Source organism: Sphingomonas zeicaulis (genome assembly GCF_050433225.1).
GTDB classification, from domain to species: Bacteria; Pseudomonadota; Alphaproteobacteria; order Sphingomonadales; family Sphingomonadaceae; genus Sphingomonas_D; species Sphingomonas_D zeicaulis.
In genome coordinates, this window is the sequence record NZ_JBNPXQ010000014.1 from 20,235 (window position 1) to 41,816 (window position 21,582).

Below are 21,582 nucleotides of genomic sequence, written 5' to 3' on the forward strand. Positions count from 1 at the left end.
GCAATGCACGGTGACATGGGTCATCGAGCGTTCACCAAGGCAGGTTGAGCGGCCACTCGCGAAAAGGCAGGCTCAGCTGTGCGATCAGGCGAGTTCGGCTGTCCTGCCTGATCGTGCGATAGCGGCCTCCCGGACTTGTCCACTCCTGGCGCTCATTCTGCCGAGATCCAACGCACCAACACGCCGGCGGCTACTGCCAGCGACACACGAAGGGATCGATCCCGTACTTATGGTCTTCGATCTTAGCGATTGATTGGCGCTCGCCGCCTGGTCCGGTCGTTTGGACGATTGATACTGGACCGGCCTGCCGATCTGCCCAAGCCTGCGCTCGCAGAACAAGGAGAGACTGTCGATATGTCGCGCTGGTATTGCTGCTTGGTTGCTGCATTTGGGATGTGGCATGCTGCGCCGGCTGGAGCGCAATATGCGCCCGTAGACACGGCACCAATGGGACAGCTCGCCACCGGGGTGATGGCAAACAAGCTGTCTGGCGACATCGCCAGCAAGAAGTCACGCTCCACCTCGGTGTCGAGCCGCTGCCTCGCCGATTCGGGACCTGGGCCGGAACGGCGCGCGATGGAGGCGGAATATTCTAACGTGCTTCAGTCAGAAGGTCAGCAAAGGGCGGACGCGTGGCGGGCTGAACATGGGCGTCGTTACCGCGCCAAGCTTAAAGCCGAGGGCAAGTGCCGGTAAAGATTTATATCGGACGTTGTCATTCACACGCCCCGAGGATCTGAACGAATTGCCAGTTGCAGAGTACGAGGCTGCCACATCGGATAAGGATCGTCGAATAGCCCAATCGCGTCGGAAGCAGCCGCTTTACCAGTCCACTTAGCGCCGAACCTCGTCGGCGCGGACCGAAGACTGACGGCGCCTCGGAACTACCAGCAGCGTACGCTGCTCCGAGATCCTCCGGATCAGCTCGTCCCCTTTCAGACATTCGTTGACAACGCAGGGCAGGTTGCGGTGTGGGACGACCCCGTCGTTGATGCGCCGGGTGTAGAACGTTGGCGTCAATTCGCAGCGGATATCCAAGCGCTGGCACTTTGACGCTGGCGCTTCGTTGATGGCGCTCCACACATAGGAAAAATCATGAGCAGCGACCACGATATCTCCGTCTTGAACGGACTGACGACCACGACCCTCGACAGCATGAAGGGCTATGAGGACGCCGCCCGGGACGCAGAGAGCACCAAGTTCGCGTCCATGTTTGCCGATTTCGCCCGTGACCGTGCGCAGGTCGCAAGCGCCCTGCAGGCCGAGGTTACGCGCCTTGGTGGTGAGCCCGAGACCAGCAGCAGCCTCCTGGCAGCCGCGCATCGAACCCTTGTTGATCTGAAGCAGGCCTTCACGTCGAACGACGACAAGGAGATCATCACAGAGGTCGAGCGCGGCGAGGATCATATCAAGACGAAATTCGAGCGCGCGCTCGAAGATCGCGACCTGTCGCCGGAGGCAGATGCAGTGATTCAAGAAGCCTATGGCTCGGTGCGCCAGGGGCACGACCAGATGAGCGCGCTGAAGCACAGCCTCACTTGAAGCCGAGCCGGGACCGATACCGCAACGGCTCCGGGCCCGGCAGCAATTCAAGCGCGTTTCCTGGGGACCGGGGGGGGGCGATTGCGACTGACGATCCACCATCAAACGATCTATCGCTACGTGCGACCTGTGACGTTGCAGCCGCACACCCTGATCGTGACGCCTCGGGACGGTGGTGACTTGACCACGCTTTCGCGGTCGCTCGTTTGCGAGCCCGCGGCAGAGGTCGCCTGGACCCTGGACGTGTTTGGCAACCTCATCGCAACCGCGATCTTCCATGCACCGACCTTGATGCTGTCAATCTCCAGCAGGGCGACCATCGACCATCAGGCAGCGGAATGGCCAGTCGTCCCGATCAAGCCATCAGCCCATTCTTATCCCTTCACCTATTCGCTCGAAGACGTGATCGATCTTGGGGCGCTTGCGCAGCCCGATTGGCTCACGCCTGATGCCGAAAAAGTCGGCGCCTGGGCGCGCGGCTTCGTGATGGGTCTTCAGACCAACACTTTGTCGCTGCTCAAGGATCTGAACGCCGGGATGCTGAGCGCGATTACCTACCGGGTTCGCGACGAGGAGGGAACGCAGACGCCTGCGCAGACCCTCAATCTCACCAGCGGTTCATGTCGCGATATTGCCGGGTTGTTCATCGAGGCAGCACGCCATCTCGGCTTCGGCGCGCGCGCGGTGTCCGGCTACCTGTTCGACGAGGAGCAATCAGAAGATGATCCCGGCTCCACGCACGCTTGGGCGGAGATCTACCTACCGGGCGCCGGCTGGATCGCGTTCGATCCTACGCACGCTCGGGTTGGCGGTGCCCAGTTGATCCCGGTCGCCGTGGCCCGGCTCAACCGCCAAATCATGCCGGTTAGCGGCGGATATGTCGGAAACCTCGAGGATTTCGAGCAGATGGAGGTCTCTGTAGCCGTCAAGCGGGCGCCGGAGTGAGAAGGCAAGGATCCGATGTCCGAGTCCGCCCGCCGAAGACCTCCCCGCTTCACCGTGGTTGATGAAGCTCTGGTTCGCCCTCGATCTCTAAAATCTCCGAGGAATAGCGTTCCGCGAGTTTCCGAAGGGCCTCCGCCGTTTGCGCATCAACAATTGCAGCGGCGAGCCTGTGGCAGCGTGAGACCTGCGCCCTTAGATGATCGATCCGACTCATATGGGCGGGCATCGGTCGTCACGAGAAAGAACGCACCCAAATATGTTGGGCTTTGCGGTCGCGTATCGGCTCAGCCTGTATCCCGCCGACTGGCGACACGAAACGGAAGCGCGGGGTTGTCGAGGCAACGCGACTCAGGCCGACCGGATCTGATCCTTGTCCCGCCGTCTGAGGTGCTCAGCGGCTGTAAAAAGATCGATAGCGTCGCGAATTGAAGCCTGGTTCGGTTTGAATCCGTTATCGCGGCTATCGGCGAAATTGCCGAGAATATCTGCGGCCAAGCCGTCAAGGTAGTCGGCCAGATCGGTAAAATTGCGACCGCTCATTGCGCGTCTCCAACAAAGAATATGTAGTGGGGGCGCACTCCCCCCAGTCGATATTAGGTCGCGCGCTCGGTCGCCAGATTGGGAGGATATACGAGCGCTTTCACATCCCGATTCTTGTTGGCAGCCGGCGGATTGGACCGGCTCAATCTGCAAGTGACAGTTCGTGGGCGCCGGAGGCGATGCGCATGGTGCCGATACGAGATTCGTAGGCCTTAGCCATCGCGTTGTGAGATGCTCGGCTGCATGCGTCCGGCGCCGCCTGCGCCATCATCAGCGATACCTGCTGGCGGTGATATAGATAATTCAGATCGTCCATCAGACGCTCCCTCTTGGAGCGAGCAAGAGCAAAAACGATTCTCTCAACCGGACGCAGCTCGGGTTTGGCCGCCGGTAAGCGTTGTTAGCACAGGACGACCAAACTCCCGCACGAAAAAGTGGCGCGCCTTTGCAATCGGTTTGCAGAACGATGTCCGCTTCGCGCCAACTTCGGCCCAGCCGGCGCTGGACGCCAACGCCCGAAAACGGCCGGCCCGAATTTCTACTCAGACGGCTCGGGCCTGTTGGTTCATAGGCGTTGGCGGTGGTCACTCGGATGATTGCGCACCGCTGCGGATTCCTAGGTCGGAGTCCTTCTCTGCCAGAAGCTCGACCATAATGTAGAACGCTTGGCTTGTCAGCTGAACATGTACCTCGCCGTTAAGTTCTTCCGGTATATAGCCTTCAATTAACTTCTCCTGTCGAAGTGCGTGCAACCAGCGCCACAAAACGCTCTGAGGCCTTGCGACCGCCCGCTCTAACCATTTGAAGTCGCATATGCGACCTTCCACTTCTGCGGCATACGTCGCCAGCAGGATGGACAGAGGCTCGCCCGAGCCCATCTCGCGGCCGAGAAGTCGTCGGGCTTGTTCCTGTATCTGGAGGAAGCTTTTCGCCACAAGCCAACCAGACTCGCCATTATCGCGACTGATCTTCGGCGATCGAACTTCCACGGTCGCGATCAGCCGCGACGGGGAAAAACCTTCACGGAGGATGCTCACGTGGTTGGTCACCCAAACCACGCTGCCGTTATCTCGCTGATATCGCTTCGTTATCGAGAACGGCGCCCCACCGGCTCGGAGCAGATCAAGCCACCGCGTGTTGGTCGATCGATCATCGGCATGCGTCAGTTCAAGGACGTTCCGCCGCTTCAACACAGACGCGGTCAGGCCCAAAATACTCTCAAAATGTCCATCAACCTCAAGTATGTTCATCTCGAAGTCCGAGACACACAATCCGACGTTAAAGGACACGCATTCCTCGCAAGCGCTTCTGCCTACGTTGCCAATCTCGCAGATTTTTGATTCGGCGCAAGTGCTTCGAGATCGCCGAGAGCTTCGGCAACACCTCCGGGTCGTCCGCTTTGCGTGAATCTACGACAGGGCAGCGCATCTCCAGCGACGCGAAAGCGGACCTCGATCCCGGCTCGACAGCGCCTGCAGCGGCGCCGCATGCTTTCCCCGGATCAACTATTCGGATCATTGTCGCGGATTCGACCTTAGCGGCCGTGTTGCTTAGACTTACCGACTGACCGGTCTCGTCAGGAGACGACATTCGGCGTTGGCCAAAAGACGTTCAGGCTTGATCGTCAAGTAAACCGCAGCCGTCAGCTCCACGTCGCCGCGAAGGCTGGCGACGCGAGGAAACTCGCCGGTTGCGGCGAGACAGGCGGCGGGTCGCACACGCCTTCCTCGATATAGCGCATCGCGGCCATCAGCCCGTTACGTGAGAAAGGCTTGGGGATGACCCCGTGCGCGCCGGCGAAGTCCTCAGGAATTTTCGAGGGGTTGGCGGTCACGAACACGATGAAGGTGCCGTGCCAGCGCTGCTGGATGAGCTTCGACACATCGAGGCCGCTGGTGCCGCGCGCGAGCTGGATATCGACGAAGGCGAGATCGAACCGGCAATCGTCGGGCAGATCGGCGACATCGTGTAGCGAGGCCGCTTCAGCGACGACGCAATGCCCGGCATCCTCGATCATGCTCTCGAGGTCCATCGCGAGCAGGGCCTCATCCTCGACGATCAGGATGGAGAGCGGCGTGGAGGGACGGGTCATGCGCCCACCGTATCGAGCAGGATGTCGACCCGGGTGCCCTCGCCGCTGCTGGTCCAGGATACGGTCGCGCCTGCCTGTCTGGAGAGGCGGTTGATGAGCGTGGTGCCGAGACCGCCCTCGGGCGGCTTGTCACCGGCGAAGCCCGGCCCGTCATCGGCGATGGTCAGCCGCGCGGTCGTGCCGTCGCGGTGGGCCGCGACCCTCAGCGTGCCGCCGCGCCCATCGGAATAAGCATGCTTGATTGCATTGGTCAGCACTTCGTTGAGCACGAGCCCCAATGCCGATGCCATGCTAGCCGGAACTTCGATCCGCTCGACCGAGACGTCGGTCTCGATGTCGTTGCGCCCACTCGAGCCGACGACGTCGGCGACAAGGTTCTGGCAGAAGGCGCCAATGTCGAACCGCTGGACATCCTCGCTCTGGTAGAGCCGGCGATGGACGGTTGCGAGTGCGTCGACGCGCTCGAGCATCGCCTCGAGTTTTGCGGTCACGGCAGGGTCGGCGATGGTGCGCGCCTGCAAACGCAGCAGCGAGCCGATCATGGTGAGATTGTTTTTCACGCGGTGATCGACCTCGTGCAGCAGCAAGGTCTTCTCCTTGAGCGCGGCGGTCAGATCGGCTGTGCGCTTCTCGACCTCGCGCTCGACGATCGCCTTTTGCTCGGCGATCGCGCGCTGCGCCTCGATGCGGTCGGTGACATCGAGCTGCGAGGCGAAATAGAACTGAATGTCGCCGGCGGCGTTGCGGACCGGGCTCAGATAAAGCGCGTTCCAGAAGGTGCTGCCGTCCTTGCGATAGTTCAGAAGATCGACATCGATCGGCTTGCCAGCCACGATCGCCTCATGGATGCGCCGCACCGCGTCGCGATCGGTGTTGGGGCCTTGGAGGAACCGGCAGTTGCGCCCTACGATCTCGTCGCGGTCATAGCCGGTGAGCTTCTGGAACGCCTCGTTGCAGAAGACGATCGGATTGTCGGGCTTGGCGGGGTCGGTGATGACCATCGGCATGCGCGTAGCGCGCACGGCGGCGGCGAAGGGATCGCCGGGTCCGCTCTCATGGCTCACATCGTCAGTCAGGTGCCAATTGTCGCGCTGGTCCACTTACCCTCCTGTTCGCAGGAGCGTAGGCCCCGGCGTCCTCACCATAACCACGGTCGGCGGGAGGCGTTCCCAATCCGCGCCGAACCGCTCGCCTGCGGACCTGCCACGCGCTCAAGTGAGCTGCTCTCCCAGCCGGGCCTGACGGTGAGCGCGATCGAACACCGCCCGCCAAGTGTCGCCAGCGATCGCACGCCAGTCGCTTTCCGCGCCCGACGCGGTCACGCCTCCTATGATCTAGGCCGAGGCCGTGCAGCGCGTCGACGCGTTCAAGTCCTGGCTAGGGGTCTGGGCGACGATCATGTCCCGCTCGGCGCCGGCTATGCGGCCTCGCGACCCGACTTGCCCTTGTTCCTCACCACCGTCCATTGGGGTGCTTCGATCTTCTTCATCGCGACGACGCTAGCGCTGGTGGGTCTGGTGGTCGCGTTGCGCACCGCGCTGCTCCAAACCGAGGTCCTGCGGCGTAAGCGCAAGCAGGATTTTGTGGCGTCGGCCAAGCGCGAGGCCTTTCTCGCCGGCGTCCTCGCCAGTTCGACCGACTGCATTAAGGTGCTCGAGCTCGACGCACGGCTGACCGTCACGAGCGAGGGCGGCCAGCGCGTGATGGAGGTGAGTGACTTCAACGCCATCGCCGGCTGCCCCTGGCCCCACTTCTGGCAAGAGCAGGGTCATGTCGAGGCGCGCGCCGCCATCGAGGCGGCGAGACGAGGCGAAGCGCGCAGTTTCATCGGCAAGGTCGACGCCATGTCGGGCACGCCCAGATGGCGGCACGTCGCGGTAAGTCCGATTTTCGGGCCCGAACGCGAGCCCGACCCAATCCTCTCGGTTTCGCGCGACATCAGCGAGCTGCGCGCAAGCGAAGAGGAGCGCAACAATGCTTCCTTGCCAGCGAAGGACAGGACCGCGCATCGCACGTCGCGGAATCGGTGGGACGCGCGATCGCACAGGCGATCATGCCCTATCTTTTCCGACAAAAGCGCGCGCCGACAGCGGCAACGCATTGACCGATGACTGCCGCCCCACCGCTGCAGAAGTGCAGTCGGTGGCCGCGTTGAACTGCGCAGCCTTACGCGGAAGGGGACGCCGATCTCTAGTGGTCTGAGTTTGCGGACACGCGCCCCACCAGCGAGTGAAAAGATCGGACCCAGCTCTGGCGGTAGGCTGGCCCTGTCGCGTTCTTTTCTCATGGCGGCCGCTCGTGACCGGTGCCTCAGTTTCCCGGTCGATGTCTTCGACCGGCGCAGGTTCAGCGTCCGAGCGGCGAACTTGCATATGCCGCGAGAAGCGCCGCGGCATCGTCGTAGATCGCGATCGCCCCAGCGTTCCACAGCACGTCATCCCGGAATTTCCCTGAACGCACTGCGACGGCGGCGATACCGCATCCATTGGCGGCCTGCATGTCGTATGGTGTGTCGCCGACAACGATCGCAGCCTCGGCATCGATGCCCTGAAGCTTGCCAAGCGCGACTGCGAAAAGGTCCGGAGCCGGCTTGGTGTGCCTCACGTCGTCGCTGCTGGTTGTCGCTCCAACGAGCGCGCGCGCTTCGAGAAGATCGAGATAATGGTCAAGTTCGGCCTGCGAGGCCGAAGATGCCAGCACGACCTGTTGCCCGCGGTCGTGCGCGGCGGCAAGCAGCGCATGCGCAGACGGGAATGGCCTGGCCTTGCCGAGATATTTCGCTTTGAACGCGGCGCCGTGCGCCTCGGCAAGGCTATCCCGCGCAGCTGGATCGAGATCGGGCAGCAGCGCAGGCACCAGCATGTCAGCGCCTTTGCCGATCTGATCGTGGATGATTTCGCGACTAGCACTACTTTGGCAGGTTGAAGGAACCGGCTGGAATCGTCGTTGATTCTCGTGTGTCAGTGTAGGCTGACGGATCAACGGCGATGGCGGTGAACGAAGACTGGCGGAGCGATCTGGAGCGATGGCTTGAGCCGTTTCTGGCAGGGCTTTCGCATCCGGCGCGGCGGCGGATGGGCGTATTGTCAGTGTCGCCGGTGGATCCGCATCAACGCACAAGCGTCGCTGGCCTTTATGCAGCCGGCGACGTGGTGCTGGGGCTCGATCAACTAAGCCACGCCATGGGCGAAGGCGGTGTCGCCGCGACAACGATCCGCAACGATCTTGCCCAACGCTCACCCTTGTTACGATGACCAGGTCCACGCGTTGACGTAAATATACCGGAAAGGACGGCGCTATCGCAGCGTCACCGAAACCGGGCAGTGATCCGAATAATGCTTGCTGCCGGCGGGGTAGGGCGTCTCGCTGAATCCAGCCATCGCGGTGCCCGCCCGCCTGTCCAGCACGATATGGTCGATGAAGCTGTCATAGCGGGGATCGCAGCGGGGCGGGGTACCCGCGTCTGCGAGCCGCAGGTCGGCATTTGCCGGCTCGGCGTCGTCGATCTCGGTCCAGACGGTGTCGCCGGCAAGCGCCAGGCGGCGGTTCCAGTCGCCAAGCACTGCGAAGCGCGTCGGGCCGGCCGCTGCCGCGTCGATCCAGGCTTCGAGCACGGGGATCTGTTGCAACAGGACAGGGCAGGCACTGTCCTGCGTTCCCGAAAAGCAGCCCGACTTCAGGTGGACGCCGAGAAGCCGGAGCGGTGCATCGTCCCGCGGGCGGATCGTGACATCGACGCCGGAGCGAAGCTGCGGATTGCCCAGCATCAGGCCAGTGACGTCGGGATGACGTTCGAAGGCGATGCCCTTGCGGATCGCGAGGCCCACTGCCTGGCGGATGAAGGGCTGGTCGGGATGGCGGCCGCCGCAGGTGCCCGTGGGATCGCCGGCACGGGTCTCCATCACGATGGTGTAGCGCGCCGGATCGAAAACGCGCTGTGCTGCGCGTTCGGATTCGGCTTCCTGGAAGGCGATGACATCGGCGTCGAGACTGTCGGCGATCGCGCGCATGGCGCGATAGTCCGCAGCGTCACGGGGCTGGCAACCGGTACCGTCCTTCTCCGCTAGGAATTCGAGGTTCCAGCTCGCGATCCTGAGCGGCCGCTCGCTCGATACCGGGACGCCCGGCGGATTGCCTGGGGGGAGGCTGCAGGCGGGGATGGCGAACAGCAGGGCGAGGGCGGCAAGGCGGCGGATAATGTCGGCCTTTTGCCCCGCCTGTGGCGCGGCATCAATGTGACTTGGGCTCCGGCCAAACCCGTCCTCTTGTCGGTCTCCTGCGCATGTCACCCCGTGCGATGCGCGCGGTTCGCATGTCTTCGCGGCTCCGCGCCTGGCGGTATTGACTGGGCCGCGTCACGGCGAGCGGACGACCGTGGCCGATCGTTGCCGGATCAATCGGGCGGCAGAATCTCGATCTCCCGTCGGAAGCGTGCCGGCGTGCTGCCGAGGCGCTGGCGGAAGAGGTTGGTCAGATGCGCCGCCGAGGCAAAGCCGGTCCGGGCCGCGATCCATGCGACCGGCGCGTCGGTGCCGGTCAGCAGTGCGGCGGCGCGCGCGACCCGCCGCTGCATGACATATCGACCCGGCGTGACACCGGTCGAGCCGCGAAATGCGCGGAGGAAGGCGCTGGGGCCAAGGCCCGCTTCGCGGGCGAGGTCGGCGAGGGGGAGGGCGTCGGCGAGATGGTCCTCGATGTAGCTGCAGACCCGGCGCAGCGCCCTCGGGTGCAGCCAGGCATCGTCCCGCCGTGGGGTGACGCCGCCGAGCGCGATCGCCAGGCCTCGCTGGAGCGCGATGGCGAGGCGGTCGATCTCGACCTGCGGTGCAGCCTGCGCCGCGGCGCCGTCGATCGCACGCGCGAGTGCTGCGATCTTCGGTATGCGGCCGTTGTAGAGCGCCGACCAATCCGGAATGCGGTCGACCTGGCACGCCTCGGCGAGCCTGTCGGGATCGAGGCAGATATGCGCGCATTCGATCCAGCCGCGCCCGAGGATGCTCGATCGGTTGCGTCCAGCCGGGGTGAAGGAGATGATGTCGGGCGCGTCCGGCGCCCGGTCCCAGCTCGCGCGATCGATGCGGCCCGCGCTGTACGCAGTCGCGCCGTCGAGCGTGACATAAAGTTGGTGCTGGGCGCTGATCGACGAATAGCGCGTCCGATGCCCGATCAGGGTTCGCGAACGGTGGAAGGACAGGCCGGCCGCCGCCACATGGCGGTCGCGCGCGACATCGGAGACCGCCCCGAGTGCTGCCGTGCGCAAGGTCATGCGCGGCGCTGGTCGCGAAAAGGTGCCGAGCGATCCTGGTCCGCGATGCTGCGCCCGGCGGGCGGGGGCGGGGCGATTCCGGCGGCACGATACCCTACGCTGGGAAGCGGCCCTGCGGGCAATTGTGGCCGCCGCAGCGGATGCTTGACGATCATGACATCCTCATACGCTCAGTGTCTTGGCGATCGCTGGCGAGTCAAGCGCAAGTCGATCCGTCGTTCAGATCCATGGATATCTGGTGGATGTCATGACCGAAGAGGCCGGTTTCTGCCCAGCGGATGATCTTCCGCTGATTTCATGCAAGTCACGCGCTTGTCGCCGTCGATTGCATCGGGAAGGATCGCGCGATGACGAACGATGAATTCGAGATCTCGCGCCGTGGGCTGCTCGCCGGCGGTGCCGTGCTGCCGGTCGCTGCTGCTGCCGGCGCGGCGGACGCCGCGCAGCGCCCTGTGCCCGTGGCGTCCACCGCGCGCGCTGTGCGCTTACAGGTCAACGGCCGGCCGGTCGCGGCCACGGTCGAACCGCGGATCACCTTGCTCGACTATCTGCGCGACCGGATGCACCTTACCGGCACCAAGAAGGGCTGCAACGAGGGCGCGTGCGGCACCTGCACGGTGCTCATCGACGGCGCGCGCATGAATGCGTGCCTCACGCTCGCCATCCAATGTGAAGGGCGCGCGGTAACCACAATCGAGGGCATCGCCACGGAAGGGCGGCTCCACCCGGTGCAGCGGGCTTTCATCGAGCATGACGCCTTCCAGTGCGGCTATTGCACGCCCGGCCAGATCCTATCTGCCATCGCCTGCATCCGCGAGGGCCATGCCACCGATGCCGACAGCGTCCGCGAGTGGATGAGCGGCAACATCTGCCGCTGCGCTGCCTATCCGCAGATCACCGCGGCGGTACTCGGCGCCGCCGGCCACCCGGAGAGCTGATCCCATGCGCGACTTCGCCTATACGCTCGCGGCGCGGGCCCAGGATGCCTTCACCGCCGACGCCAAGAGTGTGATGCCGATCGCCGGCGGCACCGAATTGCTCAACTGGTTCCGGCTCGGCATCGCCGCGCCCGAGCGGGTCATCGACATCGGCCGGATCGAAGGCCTGGACCAGGTGGTGCGGACCGGCGACCGGCTCAGCATCGGTGCATTGGCGACGCTCAACGCGATCGGCGGCAATGCGCAGGTGGAGCGCGATGCGCGGGTGCTGGCGGAAGCTTGCCTCGCGGCCGCGTCGCCGCAGATCCGTAACCGCGCGACGATCGGCGGCAATGTCCTGCAGAAAACGCGTTGCGCCTATTTCCGGGCGGAGGCGCCGGTCCCCTGGCCGTGCAACAAGCGGGTCGCAGGCAGCGGCTGCGTCGCACGCCATGGCCTGAACGAGCGCCACGCAATCTTCGGTTGGACCGACGCCTGCGTTGCGGTGCAGCCGTCCGACCCGCTCGTGGCGCTCGCCGCGCTGGGCGCCGAGGTCGAGATTGCCGGGCCGGGCGGGCGACGCATGCTGCCGGTCGCGGACCTGCATCTGACCCAGGAGGACGCTGCGGCCGCCGGACGCAACGCAGCGCTGGCCGAGCACCGGCTCGCGCCCGGCGAACTGATCCTCGGCTATCATCTTGCGATCCGGCCCACCGCCCGCTCTGCCTATGTGAAGGTGCGCGAGCGTGCGAGCTACGAATATGCGCTGGTTTCGGCGGCGGCGGTGCTCGAGTTGCAGGGAGGCAGGATCGTCCGGGTGACGATCATGCTGGGCTCGGTCGCGCAAAAACCCTGGCGGCTGACCGCTGCCGAACGGTTGCTGGTGGGCCAGGCACCGACGCGCGATGCCGTGCTGCCGATCCTGCGGCGCAGTCTCTCCGAGGCGCGTCCGCTCGCGCATAACCGCTACAAGGTCGCGATGGCGGCGGGCGCCGCCGCCCGCGCGATCGTTCAGGCCGCCGAAGGACAACCGTCATGAGCGTCGGCAAACCGCGAACCCGCTACGAAAGCGCGGTGAAGGTGACGGGCGCCGCGCGCTATGCGGCCGACCATTTCCCGGCAGGCCTGCTCCATGGCGTGTTGGTCGGCTCGCCGGTCGCGGCGGGAGCGGTGACCGCGATCGACGCCGCGGCCGCGGCCGGGATCCCCGGCGTTGTGCGCATCCTTACCCACAGGGACATGCCAAAGCTTCCGAAGCCAGGGCGGCCGATCGCGATCACCCACATGCCGCTCCAGTCCGACGAGATCCAGTGGGAGGGGCAGGCGATCGCCATCGTCCTCGCGGAGACGATCGAGGCGGCGGAGGAGGGGGCGGCGCTCGTGCGGCCGCGCATCGCCCCGGCCAGGGCGATGATCCCGGGCGCCGGCAGGCTGGTCAAGCCGCCGGCCGGCGGGATGTTTCATGGAGACGCGCACAAGGGCGATGTGCCGGCCGCGCTCGCCCGCGCGGCGGTCACGGTGAAGGAGAGCTATTTCCAGCCGACGCGCAATCATAATCCGATGGAAACGTCTGCATGCGTCGCGCAGTGGCACGGCGATGCGCTGACGGTCTGGGATTCGACCCAGTTCACCCAGAATCCGCGCAACGGCCTTGCAGCCTTGTTCGGTATCCCGCCGGAGAGGGTTCATGTCATTGCACCGCACACCGGCGGCGGCTTCGGCTGCAAGGGCGCGGTCTATCCGCACGAGGTGCTTGCGGCGCAGGCTGCAAAGCTGGTCGGGCGCCCGGTGCGGATCCAGCTCAGTCGCGCGCAGATGTACTCGATGGCGGGCCATCAGCCGGAGTGCCGCCAGACGATCACGCTCGGCGCGGACAAGGTGGGGACGCTCGCCGCGGTCCGGCACGAGGCGATCAACACTACCTCGATCACCGACATGCAGTTCGAATCCCCGGGCATGGCATCGGCCACCTTCTATGCATCGCCCAATATCCAGCTCGACCAGTCCGTCGAGCGCATCAATCTCGTCCTGTCGACGCCGATGCGTTCTCCCGTCGAGGGACCGGGCAGCTGGGCGCTTGAAAGCGCGATGGACGAACTCGCCCGCAAGCTTGGCATCGATCCGCTCGACCTGCGCTTGCGGAATTTCGCCGAGCGCGAGCCGCTGGAGGGCAAACCCTGGTCCTCCAACCGCCTGTGCGAAGCCTATCAGGAGGCCGCGCGCGTCTATGGCTGGCGCAAGCGCGGGCAGCGACCGCGACAGGATGGCGTCTGGTCGATCGGGCATGGCATGTCGACCGCCGGGACGTTCGTCGCCCGCTTCCCCTCGCAGGCGCGGGTGCGTGTCCGTAGGGGTGGACGGGTGATCGTCGAGAGCAGCTCCAACGACATCGGCACCGGCAACCAGACCGCGGTTCAGCTGATCGTCGCCGATGCGCTGGGCACCGGGCCGGAGCATGTCGAGATTCGCTGGGGCGATTCCCGCCTCGCGCCGGCGGGGCCAGTCTATGGCAGCTCACACACGATCGGCATGGGCAGCGCCGCAGCGAATGCGGCGAGGGCCGTGCGTGCGAAGCTTGTGCTCAAGGGCGCGCCAGCGGACGGGCCGCTCGACCTCGATGCGCTGATGGCGCAGGCCGACCTGGAAGAGGTGGCGGCGGACGGGAGCTTCGCGCTTCCCGGAGGCGCGCCCGCAAGCATGAACGGCTCCGGCACCGACTATGCGATGGGCACGTGGGGCGCCAATTTCGTGGAGGTCGGCGTCGATCGCGATCTCGGTCTCATCCGCCTGCGCCGCATTGTCGCCCGCTATTCCGCCGGCCGCATCATCAATCCGCTCACCGCCCGCAGCCAGATGATCGGGTCGATCATCTGGGAATGGGGCAAGGCCACGATGGAAGCGTCGATCATTGAGCCGAGCCATGCACGCTTCCTCGCGAAGAACCTCTCGAACGTGGCGGTGCCGGTCAACGCCGACATTCCTGCCGACGCGATCGACGTCGGCTTCGTCGAGGAATATGATCCGCATGCCAGTTCGATCGGCGCGCGGGGCATCGGCGAGCTCGGCGGCACCGGCGTCGCAGCCGCCATCGCCAATGCCGTCTTTGATGCCGTCGGCGTGCGCGTCCGCGAGGTCCCGATCCTGCCCCATCATATTCTCGACGGCATCGCCGGAGGCGACGATGGCTCGGGAACGGCCATTTAACGGGTCGACAGGGTCGCTGTGGCGCCACCGGTCAGCCGTGCCGCTTCTCGAAGCCGGACACGGACCTGGCGGCCAGTGTCGATGGCGGCTGAGTCCTGGCAGCCTAGCCCGAAAGGCCTAAGGTCAGGCTGCGTTGACGTTTCAACGCCAACGCCTTCGGGAAGCTGTCCATGCACACGCCAGTTCGGCGCTTGTCTCCGCCGACGTGCGCGGCCGGCGAAGATCGTGATATGCGCCCTGGCTGGAAGGGGAAAAACCCAATCGTTTCGTAACCGATCTGGAAGGCGGCGCGCCTTGATGGATTTTGAGCAAGGTCATCGATCGGCACGGAGTTATCTCCACACTGGCGCTTTCGCGTTCTATTCGACTCCGGGTCGGAAGCCGAACGTCCGGTCAAGCCGCTTCTTGAGATAGGCCTGCAAGGAGGTCGCGGCCAGTCCGACGGTCTGACCGCCGCTGCGTAAGGCGACGGATCCATCTTCGGTGGCACCGGCGCGATACGACGCCGAGTGGTCCCAGATTATCCAGACCGGAGAGATCCGCTGTGTGAGGGCCGCCAGCCAGATCATAAACGCGTGCACTTGGAGATTGATATTCACAGAACGCTTCCGATGGTGATTAAAATCCACAGCCCGTGATCCATTTTCGCAATTGATCTGGACCGCGGTGAGCGGTGTTCATGGGCACGTTTATGGTGAGTGGCCTTCATAAACGGTGATGGATTCTCGCGGACGGTGCTTGCCCGAGCGCGCGTTTTCGCAGGGCTACGCAGCGCTCATCGCCCGCTATGATCTGTCGCTTCCTCAGCCGTCGCACCTTGCTGCCATCGCCGAGCGCCATCATCCCGCCTCGACCGACGACTGGACGCTCCTGACGCCGAGACACCATCCCGAAGCGAAGCTCGCCGGCCAGCTGATGTTCGCCCTCAAATGAGAGGGTGTCGACCTCAGGGTCCTTGCGCGTCTCTTTGCCACCATTGGCGCGCAACCCATCCATGACTTCATCATCGCGACGCCAACGGGCGCGTTCGCCCGCCGAATTTGGTTCCTGTACGAATGGATCACCGGCGAGGCGCTCGATCTTCCCGACCCTGGCAAAATCAAAACCGTGCCGATTATCGACGACAAGCTGCAGTTTGCGTTGGCGAAAGGCCGAGTGTCCTCGCGCCACAAGGTCATCGACAACCTCCCTGGGACGCCTGCTTTCTGCCCGATGGTCCGGCGCACCCATGCCCTCGAAGCCGTCGCCGCCAAGGAGCTCGGCCAGCGCGCCCGCGCGGAGATTGGCAGGGTCCGTAGCGACCTCGTCGCCCGGGCTGCCGCCTTTCTCCTTCACAATAACTCCAAATCATCCTTCGCCATTGAAGGCGAACGCCCCTCCGGAACACGCGCGGCCCGCTGGGGGCGGGCAATCGCGCAGGCAGGGACGCGTCCGCTCACGATCGCAGAGTTCGAACGCCTTCAGCGCGTCGTCATCGGCGAGGACACCCGCTTTGTCCGGCTCGGCCTGCGAACCGAGGGCGGCTTCGTCGGCGTCCATGATCGCGAGACCGGGGAACCGCTGCCCGATCACATCAGCGCTCGCCATGAAGACATCGCGGCCTGCTGACGTGTCTTGTCGCTTATGCCGAACGGGACCTTGGATGGCGGTCTTGATGCTGTCGTTGCCGCGGCCGCCATGGCCTTTGGTTTCGTCTACATCCACCCTTCCGTGGACGGGAACGGCCGCATCCATCCCACCACGCACTGGCCTCGGCTCACTACAATCCGGCCGGACCCGTGTTTCCGCTCAGCGCCGCGATCCTGCGTCAGCTCGACGGCTGTCGCTCCGTTCTCGAGACCTATTCGCGCCCCCCTACTTCCTGAGATCGAATGGCAGCAAACCAAGGAAGGCACTGTCGAGGTGCTTAACCAGACGATCGACTTCTACCGCTTTTTCGACGCCACCGCGCATGCCGAGTTTCTCTATGCGTGCGTGGAACAGACCATCGTGGAAGACCTCCCGCGCAAGGTCCGCTTTCTCGAAGCGTTCGACCAGTTCAGCGATGCCGTGCAGGAGATCGTCGATATGCCAGCGGCCCATATCGAGCTGTTGCAGAAGGTTCTCGAGCAGAATCCCGGCCGCTTCTCCCTGCGGGCGCGGATCCCAGAGTTCGGTGCGCTGACCGACGAGGAATCCAGCCGGATCGAGCAACTTTACGCAGATGCCTTCGAGAGGTCGAATGACGGTCGCGCGCGTCGACCAACGTCGCCTGGCGATCGAGATCATTGAACGACTCCGGGATCTCCGGGGTGCTTGGCTCCCGAGCTTTCCGACCTGTCTACCGCCGACGACCGCGCCCTGGTGACCGAAAACGACGGCGATCGCAACGTCGGCTGTCGGCATGTTCCTATATGCCGAAGGCTGCTTTTTGGCCTGAGCAGACACCTAAAAACTGCCAACGGAACGGCGTGAGTCGGTCGCCGACGGTCGCTGGGAAGTACGCAAGGCGCAAACTGCATTCATGATTGACCGGGCGGCAGGTTCTCGCAAAATCGAATGATGTCGTCACCGAAGACTCTGAATGCGACGAACCTCTCGGCACTGGGAGCTGCCAGGCTGGCTGAGTTGCTTCTGGAACTGGCGCAAGGCGATGCCGCCATGAAGCGGCGCCTCCGGCTCGAACTGGCGAGCGAGGCGGGCGGCACCGATGTCGCCGCGGAAATCCGCAAGCGCCTTGTCTCGATCGCCCGGTCGAGGTCCTTCCTGGATTGGAACAAGGTTCGTCCGTTGGCGCAGGATCTCGATACGCAGCGATCGGCGATCATGACCCATGTCGCGCCAACGTATCCGTCCGAGGCGTTTGAACTCCTCTGGCGCCTGCTCGACATGGCGCCGGCCATCTACGAACGATGCGACGACAGCAGCGGAGCGCTCGGCAGTGTTTTCAGTCAAGCCCTGGAGGATATCGGGGAAGTCGCCGCACAGGCCCGGCCCGACCCCGTTCGTCTCGCGGACCGCATTTACGAAGCGCTCTGCGCCAACGAGTATGGACAGTTCGATGGTTTGATCCCGCTGATGGCGAAGGCCCTCGGAACGAACGGCCTGACCATGCTGAAGGCGAAATTCGGTAAGCTTTCGGCTGGAAAGCCAGCTTCCGCTGATAGCGACAGTCGCAAGGTCGTTGCCATCGGTACGCGAGGCGCGATCTTCGAGGACGACTATGCTGCGCGGCATCAGGCTCGCCTTGTCCAGAACGCGCTTGCCGACATTGCCGACGCCATGGGAGATGTCGATGGCTATGCCGCTCTCCACTCGGAGGCGGAGCAGGCCAATCCAGCGATCGCGGCGAGAATTGCCGAACGGCTTCTGACCTCCGGCCGACCTCAGGATGCACTGGAAGCGTTGACGCGTGCCGAGGTTGGAATGGGTGCGGGTGGTCACTGGCCCGACTGGCAGCGAGTGCGGATCGATGCGCTGGATGCCTCAGGCAGGATCGGCGATGCGCAGCAGGAACGGTGGCAGGCGTTTAAGCGGAACCTCAACAAGGAGTATCTGAAAGCCTTCATCAAGCGGCTGCCCGACTTCGATGACATCGAGGCGGAGTCGCAAGCCCTCGCCTATGCATACCGGTTTCCTGATTTCCATCAGGCGCTGTCGTTTCTGGTAGAATGGCCCGCGATCGACGATGCGGCCCGGATGATCCTCGCTCGCCACGCCGAACTGAACGGCGACCATTATTGGCTCCTGGGCCCCGCCGCGGAGGCGATGGAACAACACCATCCCCTGGCCGCGACGCTGCTTCTGCGTGCAATGATCGATTTCTCGCTCGATAAGGCCCGATACAAGCGATATCCCCATGCCGCCCGCCATTTGCAGACGTGCTCCCATCTCGACAGCAAGATCAATGACTATGCCGAGCACGCCGATCATCAAACCTATATGGTCGGCCTCAAGGCGCGCCACGGACGGAAGAGCGGCTTCTGGAATGCATAGTGACCTATTGGATCACCGCGTAATTAATTCAGCCACCCTCCTGCATGGCACGAAGTCGCGCAGGTGCTTCGATGCAGGAGGGTGACCGATGTCGATCAATGCAGGCTTGGATGGGAAGCAAGAAGCCCACCCTGCCGACTAAGGTCTGCACGGCCTGCGCGCGGGACGTATCGCGCCTGACCATCAAGACGCTCGGCGAGATTGCCGACGAGTTCCAGGCCAGCAAGACGGCGACCCTCATAAAGATCGTCGCCACCGACCGCTTCCCCGTCCTCATGGTCTGCACCACGCGCGCCGGCAGGAAATGGTTTCGTGGCTCCCCCTCGGACCCTGGCAGGTGGTACCCCCGCAACGACGTCTCCTCCGACAGCCTCGCCTTCGACATGCTATACGGCAACAAGCCGGAATCGAGCGTCCCCCGCCCGGTCAAGGCCAGCGCCTGGTTCGACCGCGACGCGGGCGGCTTCACGATCCTCGAGCAGAGCTTCAAGGTGGCCGACGCCGAGGTTACGAGCATCCTCACGCTCACCGACAAGAAGACGCTGGCAGACTGAGCACCCGCAAGTCATCCCGTTAATCACCAATCACACCGGTCGTCGCCAGATGAATCAACGTCAGGTTTCGGGAGCGACGCCGGGGCTCTTTATCGACCAATGTGAGGCGCGTTGCCGATAGTCTGATTCGTTCAGTCCGCGCGGCAGCTTTTGTCGAAACTGGACGTTCGTTGGCGAGGGCCTGACCGACCGACTCTGGTCGCGAGCGGCCGGAGGAAATGGTGACGATTGACGTCCGCTTCGCGCCAAATCTCGTCGCCGCGGTCGGCAAGGGCGAGGCTTGAAACCGGACGGTGCCTGGCGGTCACCAGCAGCGCGCACTTCTCCCAGGGGCGGCACCGTGAGCTGCCGAACCGATTCGTCCCGTTGGGGTCGTCCGCACAGTCGGCTCCCGGCGCGCGGATCGGCGAAATGTGGTGGGAAGCGGTCGTTTAGCTTATTCAATGGCGCCTTCAGAGGCCGCGTCAGCGTGGAAGATCTCACCTAAATCTCCCCCTTCGACTTCACCTTCAGACGCCCAGGCCCGGCTTAAGACGCTCTCGAAGGCAGAATTATGAGACGTTCCACGCCAGACGACCCCTAATGTGCCTTTGTAGTCGGAAATCTGCACCATCGCGTTGATCATTGCCGTCGCCTCTTCCAAGCCAAGCTCATTGGCGGCAATATACTTCGCAACTCCAACAACACGCGCAAGTCGAAGAAACCGCCACGGTTCAGGGCGATAGGCCACTAAATCAGGCATGCTCCCTTCGCCCCCCTCCTGCTTGACGACTCCGCCCAGTCCATCCGGATCTGCCTCGATCGGAATATGATCTCTTCCCATTGGGTCAGAGCAACAACAGGACCTGTGACTTGTCAACGTCCGCCATTGGGCGTCAGCTGCCATGATCCAATTTCCATGCGTCATGTCCTGTGTGGATGGCTCCCGCGTTGCAAGTGGCGATTTGAGGTTTAGCGGCTGGTCGGGTGCAGTCTTGTGTCCGGCCTTTTGGTGCGGTCGTCTCCTTGACCGCTGGCCCTGATGGTATCCGCGAGCTGGGTGCCACTCTGCTTAGCAGGCTATGATGCCTCGGACATGAGGCGGCGTGTCCCGGCTCCCGGTCTGACCGGTGCGCCATCACATCTCTTCGTCCTCACAACCTCGTTGAGCTGGTCTCCTCGTTAGCGGTTCATGCAGCAGCTACTGCTGGCTTCTGATACGTGCCGCCACGCGTCATGATCGCCCATGCCACGCGTGCGGTCCGGTTGGCGGCGGCGACAGTGACCACTCGTGCTGGCCGGCGCTGCAGCATGGCAGGGATGCGAGGATCGACTGACGCAGGGGCCGTCCTCGCGCGTCTGATCAGCGATGTCATGCCGACGACCAGCAGCCGGCGCAGGTAGCGATCACCCATGCGCGAGATCCGCCCCATCCGCTCCTTGCCGCCACTCGAATTCTGCAGCGGCGTCAACCCGAGCGACGCTGCAAACTGACGGCCGGATCGGAAACGCTCGGGCTCCGTCACGGAGGCGGCGAGCGCAGTCGCCGAGATGATGCCGACGCCGGGGATTGTTGCCAGCCGCTGAGACACCTCATTCGATCGATGCCAGGCGAGCAGCTCCTTCTCAAGCGCCGCGAGCTGCAGCTGCAGGCTGCCGATCTGCTGCGCCAGGCTGGTGACCACCCGCTGGGCGAGCGCCGGGACGTCGGGCGCGCGGCCGTTGACCAGCCGCTTCGCCAGCTCGAGCGCATGGTGCAGCCCCCGCGCGATCTCGACACCAAATTCGGCGAGCAGACCTCGGATCATGTTGACGAGCTGCGTGCGCTGCTTGACCAGCAGATCGCGGGTCCGGTGCAGCGCCAGCGCCGCCTGCTGATCAGGCGACTTTACCGGCACAAACCGCATCGTCGGCCGCGTCACTGCCTCGCAGATCGCCTCCGCATCGTTGGCGTCAGTCTTACCGCGCTTCACATACGGCTTCACATATGCCGGTGACATCAGGCGCACGTCATGACCGAGCCTGGTCAACTCGCGCGCCCAATGATGCGACGTGCCGCATGCCTCGATCCCGACCCGGCACGGCGGCAGCTTCGTGAAAAACGGCACCATTTGCGAACGCCGGAGCGCTTTGCGGACGACTGTCTCGCCAGCGGTGTTGATCGCGTGAACCTGAAAGATGCTTTTGGCCAGATCGAGGCCGATCGTGCTAATCTCCATTGCGGATGGCTCCTCTCGTGAGTGGACGCTTCGACAGCAACCACACTTTGGCACTCAGATGCCGGGAGCGGGAGCCATCCACCCCATCTGCTTTGCGCCACCTCCGGACGGCTGTATTCCTGAAACCAGCGCCTAAGATCGGTCACCGCCCTGGCCCACCGGTTCAACTGAGGGTTGCCGTAACCGGTCCCCGGGTCGCTGCGGCATGACGCATATCCGTGCCAGCTCTATGTCGCGCGCCCAGTATGGAGCGTCTGGATGGAACTGCCAATCGACGCGGCGCCGCTCCGCGGAGGACGTCGGTGCGCTGATGAAGAGCGTGGTTCGTGCCCCGTCTCTGGGGCGAGAC

Annotated in this window: 22 protein-coding genes and 1 pseudogene; 10 read left to right on the plus strand and 13 right to left on the minus strand. The window is 64.1% G+C overall.

Translation table 11 applies throughout. The features are described from left to right. The first annotated feature begins 1,095 nt into the window (after positions 1-1,095). Both FHS96_RS27565 and FHS96_RS27570 read left to right on the plus strand, forming a co-directional pair. Positions 1,096-1,542, plus strand: coding sequence for a ferritin-like domain-containing protein (locus FHS96_RS27565; RefSeq protein ID WP_429599565.1), 447 nt, complete (start codon positions 1,096-1,098; stop codon positions 1,540-1,542). 81 nt (positions 1,543-1,623) lie between these two features. Then, positions 1,624-2,487: a transglutaminase family protein gene (locus FHS96_RS27570; RefSeq protein ID WP_429599567.1), complete on the plus strand. Its 864-nt coding sequence runs from the start codon at positions 1,624-1,626 to the stop codon at positions 2,485-2,487. A gap of 348 nt (positions 2,488-2,835) precedes the next feature. Here the strand turns inward: FHS96_RS27570 and FHS96_RS27575 are convergent, their stop codons facing one another. From FHS96_RS27575 to FHS96_RS27595, 5 genes are all read right to left on the minus strand, one after another. Then, positions 2,836-3,027 (minus strand): hypothetical protein, encoded by a 192-nt coding sequence (locus tag FHS96_RS27575; RefSeq protein WP_429599569.1) that lies wholly within the window; start codon positions 3,025-3,027, stop codon positions 2,836-2,838. A 142-nt stretch (positions 3,028-3,169) separates the two neighbouring features. Further along, on the minus strand, positions 3,170-3,343 hold the full coding sequence (locus FHS96_RS27580; RefSeq protein ID WP_429599571.1) for a hypothetical protein: 174 nt from the start codon (positions 3,341-3,343) through the stop codon (positions 3,170-3,172). Positions 3,344-3,611: 268 nt separating this feature from the next. Next, on the minus strand, positions 3,612-4,316 hold the full coding sequence (locus FHS96_RS27585) for a PAS domain-containing protein (RefSeq protein WP_429599573.1): 705 nt from the start codon (positions 4,314-4,316) through the stop codon (positions 3,612-3,614). Between the two features lie 353 nt (positions 4,317-4,669). Further along, on the minus strand, positions 4,670-5,119 hold the full coding sequence (locus FHS96_RS27590) for a response regulator (protein ID WP_429599575.1): 450 nt from the start codon (positions 5,117-5,119) through the stop codon (positions 4,670-4,672). Continuing rightward, positions 5,116-6,219: a PAS domain-containing protein gene (locus FHS96_RS27595; RefSeq protein ID WP_429599578.1), complete on the minus strand. Its 1,104-nt coding sequence runs from the start codon at positions 6,217-6,219 to the stop codon at positions 5,116-5,118. Before FHS96_RS27595 ends, FHS96_RS27590 begins: the two co-directional genes overlap by 4 nt. 345 nt (positions 6,220-6,564) lie before the next feature. Here FHS96_RS27595 and FHS96_RS27600 point away from each other — a divergent pair, with 345 nt between their 5' ends. Further along, on the plus strand, positions 6,565-7,230 hold the full coding sequence (locus tag FHS96_RS27600; RefSeq protein WP_429599580.1) for a PAS domain-containing protein: 666 nt from the start codon (positions 6,565-6,567) through the stop codon (positions 7,228-7,230). Positions 7,231-7,465: 235 nt separating this feature from the next. Here FHS96_RS27600 and FHS96_RS27605 read toward each other — a convergent pair whose 3' ends face one another. Next, positions 7,466-8,101, minus strand: a complete 636-nt coding sequence (locus FHS96_RS27605) for an HAD family hydrolase (protein ID WP_429599583.1) — start codon at positions 8,099-8,101, stop codon at positions 7,466-7,468. Positions 8,102-8,217: 116 nt separating this feature from the next. On the opposite strand from FHS96_RS27605, the pseudogene FHS96_RS27610 reads away from it, so the two are divergent. Next, positions 8,218-8,373 (plus strand): annotated as a pseudogene (locus tag FHS96_RS27610) (NAD(P)/FAD-dependent oxidoreductase); the annotation flags it as partial. 42 nt (positions 8,374-8,415) lie between these two features. On the opposite strand, the gene FHS96_RS27615 reads toward FHS96_RS27610, so the two are convergent. Both FHS96_RS27615 and FHS96_RS27620 read right to left on the minus strand, forming a co-directional pair. Next, the gene (locus FHS96_RS27615; RefSeq protein ID WP_429599585.1) at positions 8,416-9,408 is read right to left on the minus strand and encodes an endonuclease/exonuclease/phosphatase family protein; all 993 of its coding nucleotides are present in this window, start codon (positions 9,406-9,408) and stop codon (positions 8,416-8,418) included. Positions 9,409-9,512: 104 nt separating this feature from the next. Beyond that, on the minus strand, positions 9,513-10,385 hold the full coding sequence (locus tag FHS96_RS27620; RefSeq protein ID WP_429599588.1) for a helix-turn-helix domain-containing protein: 873 nt from the start codon (positions 10,383-10,385) through the stop codon (positions 9,513-9,515). 347 nt (positions 10,386-10,732) lie between these two features. Between FHS96_RS27620 and FHS96_RS27625 the strand changes: the two genes are divergently transcribed. The 3 genes from FHS96_RS27625 to FHS96_RS27635 are packed head-to-tail and all read left to right on the plus strand — an operon-like array spanning position 10,733 to position 14,506. Continuing rightward, positions 10,733-11,323: a (2Fe-2S)-binding protein gene (locus FHS96_RS27625; protein ID WP_429599591.1), complete on the plus strand. Its 591-nt coding sequence runs from the start codon at positions 10,733-10,735 to the stop codon at positions 11,321-11,323. 4 nt (positions 11,324-11,327) lie between these two features. Continuing rightward, positions 11,328-12,341, plus strand: coding sequence for an FAD binding domain-containing protein (locus FHS96_RS27630; protein ID WP_429599593.1), 1,014 nt, complete (start codon positions 11,328-11,330; stop codon positions 12,339-12,341). Then, positions 12,338-14,506 carry a xanthine dehydrogenase family protein molybdopterin-binding subunit gene (locus tag FHS96_RS27635; RefSeq protein ID WP_429599596.1) on the plus strand — a complete coding sequence of 723 codons (2,169 nt, stop codon included), beginning with the start codon at positions 12,338-12,340 and terminating at the stop codon, positions 14,504-14,506. The genes FHS96_RS27630 and FHS96_RS27635 overlap by 4 nt, the downstream gene beginning before the upstream one ends. 103 nt (positions 14,507-14,609) lie before the next feature. Here FHS96_RS27635 and FHS96_RS27640 read toward each other — a convergent pair whose 3' ends face one another. From FHS96_RS27640 to FHS96_RS27650, 3 genes are all read right to left on the minus strand, one after another. Beyond that, positions 14,610-14,834: a hypothetical protein gene (locus tag FHS96_RS27640; RefSeq protein WP_429599598.1), complete on the minus strand. Its 225-nt coding sequence runs from the start codon at positions 14,832-14,834 to the stop codon at positions 14,610-14,612. A gap of 377 nt (positions 14,835-15,211) precedes the next feature. Further along, positions 15,212-15,841, minus strand: coding sequence for a hypothetical protein (locus FHS96_RS27645; RefSeq protein WP_429599704.1), 630 nt, complete (start codon positions 15,839-15,841; stop codon positions 15,212-15,214). A 12-nt stretch (positions 15,842-15,853) separates the two neighbouring features. Next, positions 15,854-16,240, minus strand: coding sequence for a hypothetical protein (locus FHS96_RS27650; protein ID WP_429599706.1), 387 nt, complete (start codon positions 16,238-16,240; stop codon positions 15,854-15,856). On the opposite strand from FHS96_RS27650, the gene FHS96_RS27655 reads away from it, so the two are divergent. The 3 genes from FHS96_RS27655 (at position 16,184) to FHS96_RS27665 (ending at position 19,035) form a co-directional block, all read left to right on the plus strand. Continuing rightward, complete coding sequence (locus FHS96_RS27655; RefSeq protein ID WP_429599697.1) at positions 16,184-16,777, plus strand: hypothetical protein; 594 nt, start codon at positions 16,184-16,186, stop codon at positions 16,775-16,777. The two genes, FHS96_RS27650 and FHS96_RS27655, sit on opposite strands and share 57 nt — an antisense overlap. Positions 16,778-17,047: 270 nt before the next feature. Further along, the gene (locus tag FHS96_RS27660) at positions 17,048-18,481 is read left to right on the plus strand and encodes a DUF6880 family protein (RefSeq protein WP_429599600.1); all 1,434 of its coding nucleotides are present in this window, start codon (positions 17,048-17,050) and stop codon (positions 18,479-18,481) included. Positions 18,482-18,591: 110 nt separating this feature from the next. Continuing rightward, a complete protein-coding gene (locus tag FHS96_RS27665; protein WP_429599602.1) occupies positions 18,592-19,035 on the plus strand; it encodes a hypothetical protein in 444 nt (147 codons plus the stop codon). A gap of 436 nt (positions 19,036-19,471) precedes the next feature. On the opposite strand, the gene FHS96_RS27670 is transcribed toward FHS96_RS27665, so the two are convergent. Next, positions 19,472-19,921, minus strand: a complete 450-nt coding sequence (locus FHS96_RS27670) for a hypothetical protein (protein WP_429599604.1) — start codon at positions 19,919-19,921, stop codon at positions 19,472-19,474. A 283-nt stretch (positions 19,922-20,204) separates the two neighbouring features. Continuing rightward, positions 20,205-21,233 carry an IS110 family RNA-guided transposase gene (locus FHS96_RS27675; protein ID WP_429599607.1) on the minus strand — a complete coding sequence of 343 codons (1,029 nt, stop codon included), beginning with the start codon at positions 21,231-21,233 and terminating at the stop codon, positions 20,205-20,207. Between the last annotated feature and the right edge of the window lie 349 nt (positions 21,234-21,582).

Excerpts from the sequence above, each read along its gene's own strand:
- FHS96_RS27565 (WP_429599565.1), top strand. The coding sequence starts at position 1,096 with ATGAGCAGCGACCACGATATCTCCGTCTTGAACGGACTGACGACCACG.
- FHS96_RS27575 (WP_429599569.1), bottom strand. The coding sequence starts at position 3,027 with ATGAGCGGTCGCAATTTTACCGATCTGGCCGACTACCTTGACGGCTTG.
- FHS96_RS27580 (WP_429599571.1), bottom strand. The coding sequence starts at position 3,343 with ATGGACGATCTGAATTATCTATATCACCGCCAGCAGGTATCGCTGATG.
- FHS96_RS27590 (WP_429599575.1), bottom strand. The coding sequence starts at position 5,119 with ATGACCCGTCCCTCCACGCCGCTCTCCATCCTGATCGTCGAGGATGAG.
- FHS96_RS27620 (WP_429599588.1), bottom strand. The coding sequence starts at position 10,385 with ATGACCTTGCGCACGGCAGCACTCGGGGCGGTCTCCGATGTCGCGCGC.
- FHS96_RS27625 (WP_429599591.1), top strand. The coding sequence starts at position 10,733 with ATGACGAACGATGAATTCGAGATCTCGCGCCGTGGGCTGCTCGCCGGC.
- FHS96_RS27630 (WP_429599593.1), top strand. The coding sequence starts at position 11,328 with ATGCGCGACTTCGCCTATACGCTCGCGGCGCGGGCCCAGGATGCCTTC.
- FHS96_RS27635 (WP_429599596.1), top strand. The coding sequence starts at position 12,338 with ATGAGCGTCGGCAAACCGCGAACCCGCTACGAAAGCGCGGTGAAGGTG.
- FHS96_RS27655 (WP_429599697.1), top strand. The coding sequence starts at position 16,184 with ATGGCCTTTGGTTTCGTCTACATCCACCCTTCCGTGGACGGGAACGGC.
- FHS96_RS27650 (WP_429599706.1), bottom strand. The coding sequence starts at position 16,240 with ATGGATGCGGCCGTTCCCGTCCACGGAAGGGTGGATGTAGACGAAACC.
- FHS96_RS27660 (WP_429599600.1), top strand. The coding sequence starts at position 17,048 with ATGTCGTCACCGAAGACTCTGAATGCGACGAACCTCTCGGCACTGGGA.
- FHS96_RS27665 (WP_429599602.1), top strand. The coding sequence starts at position 18,592 with ATGGGAAGCAAGAAGCCCACCCTGCCGACTAAGGTCTGCACGGCCTGC.
- FHS96_RS27670 (WP_429599604.1), bottom strand. The coding sequence starts at position 19,921 with ATGGCAGCTGACGCCCAATGGCGGACGTTGACAAGTCACAGGTCCTGT.
- FHS96_RS27675 (WP_429599607.1), bottom strand. The coding sequence starts at position 21,233 with ATGGAGATTAGCACGATCGGCCTCGATCTGGCCAAAAGCATCTTTCAG.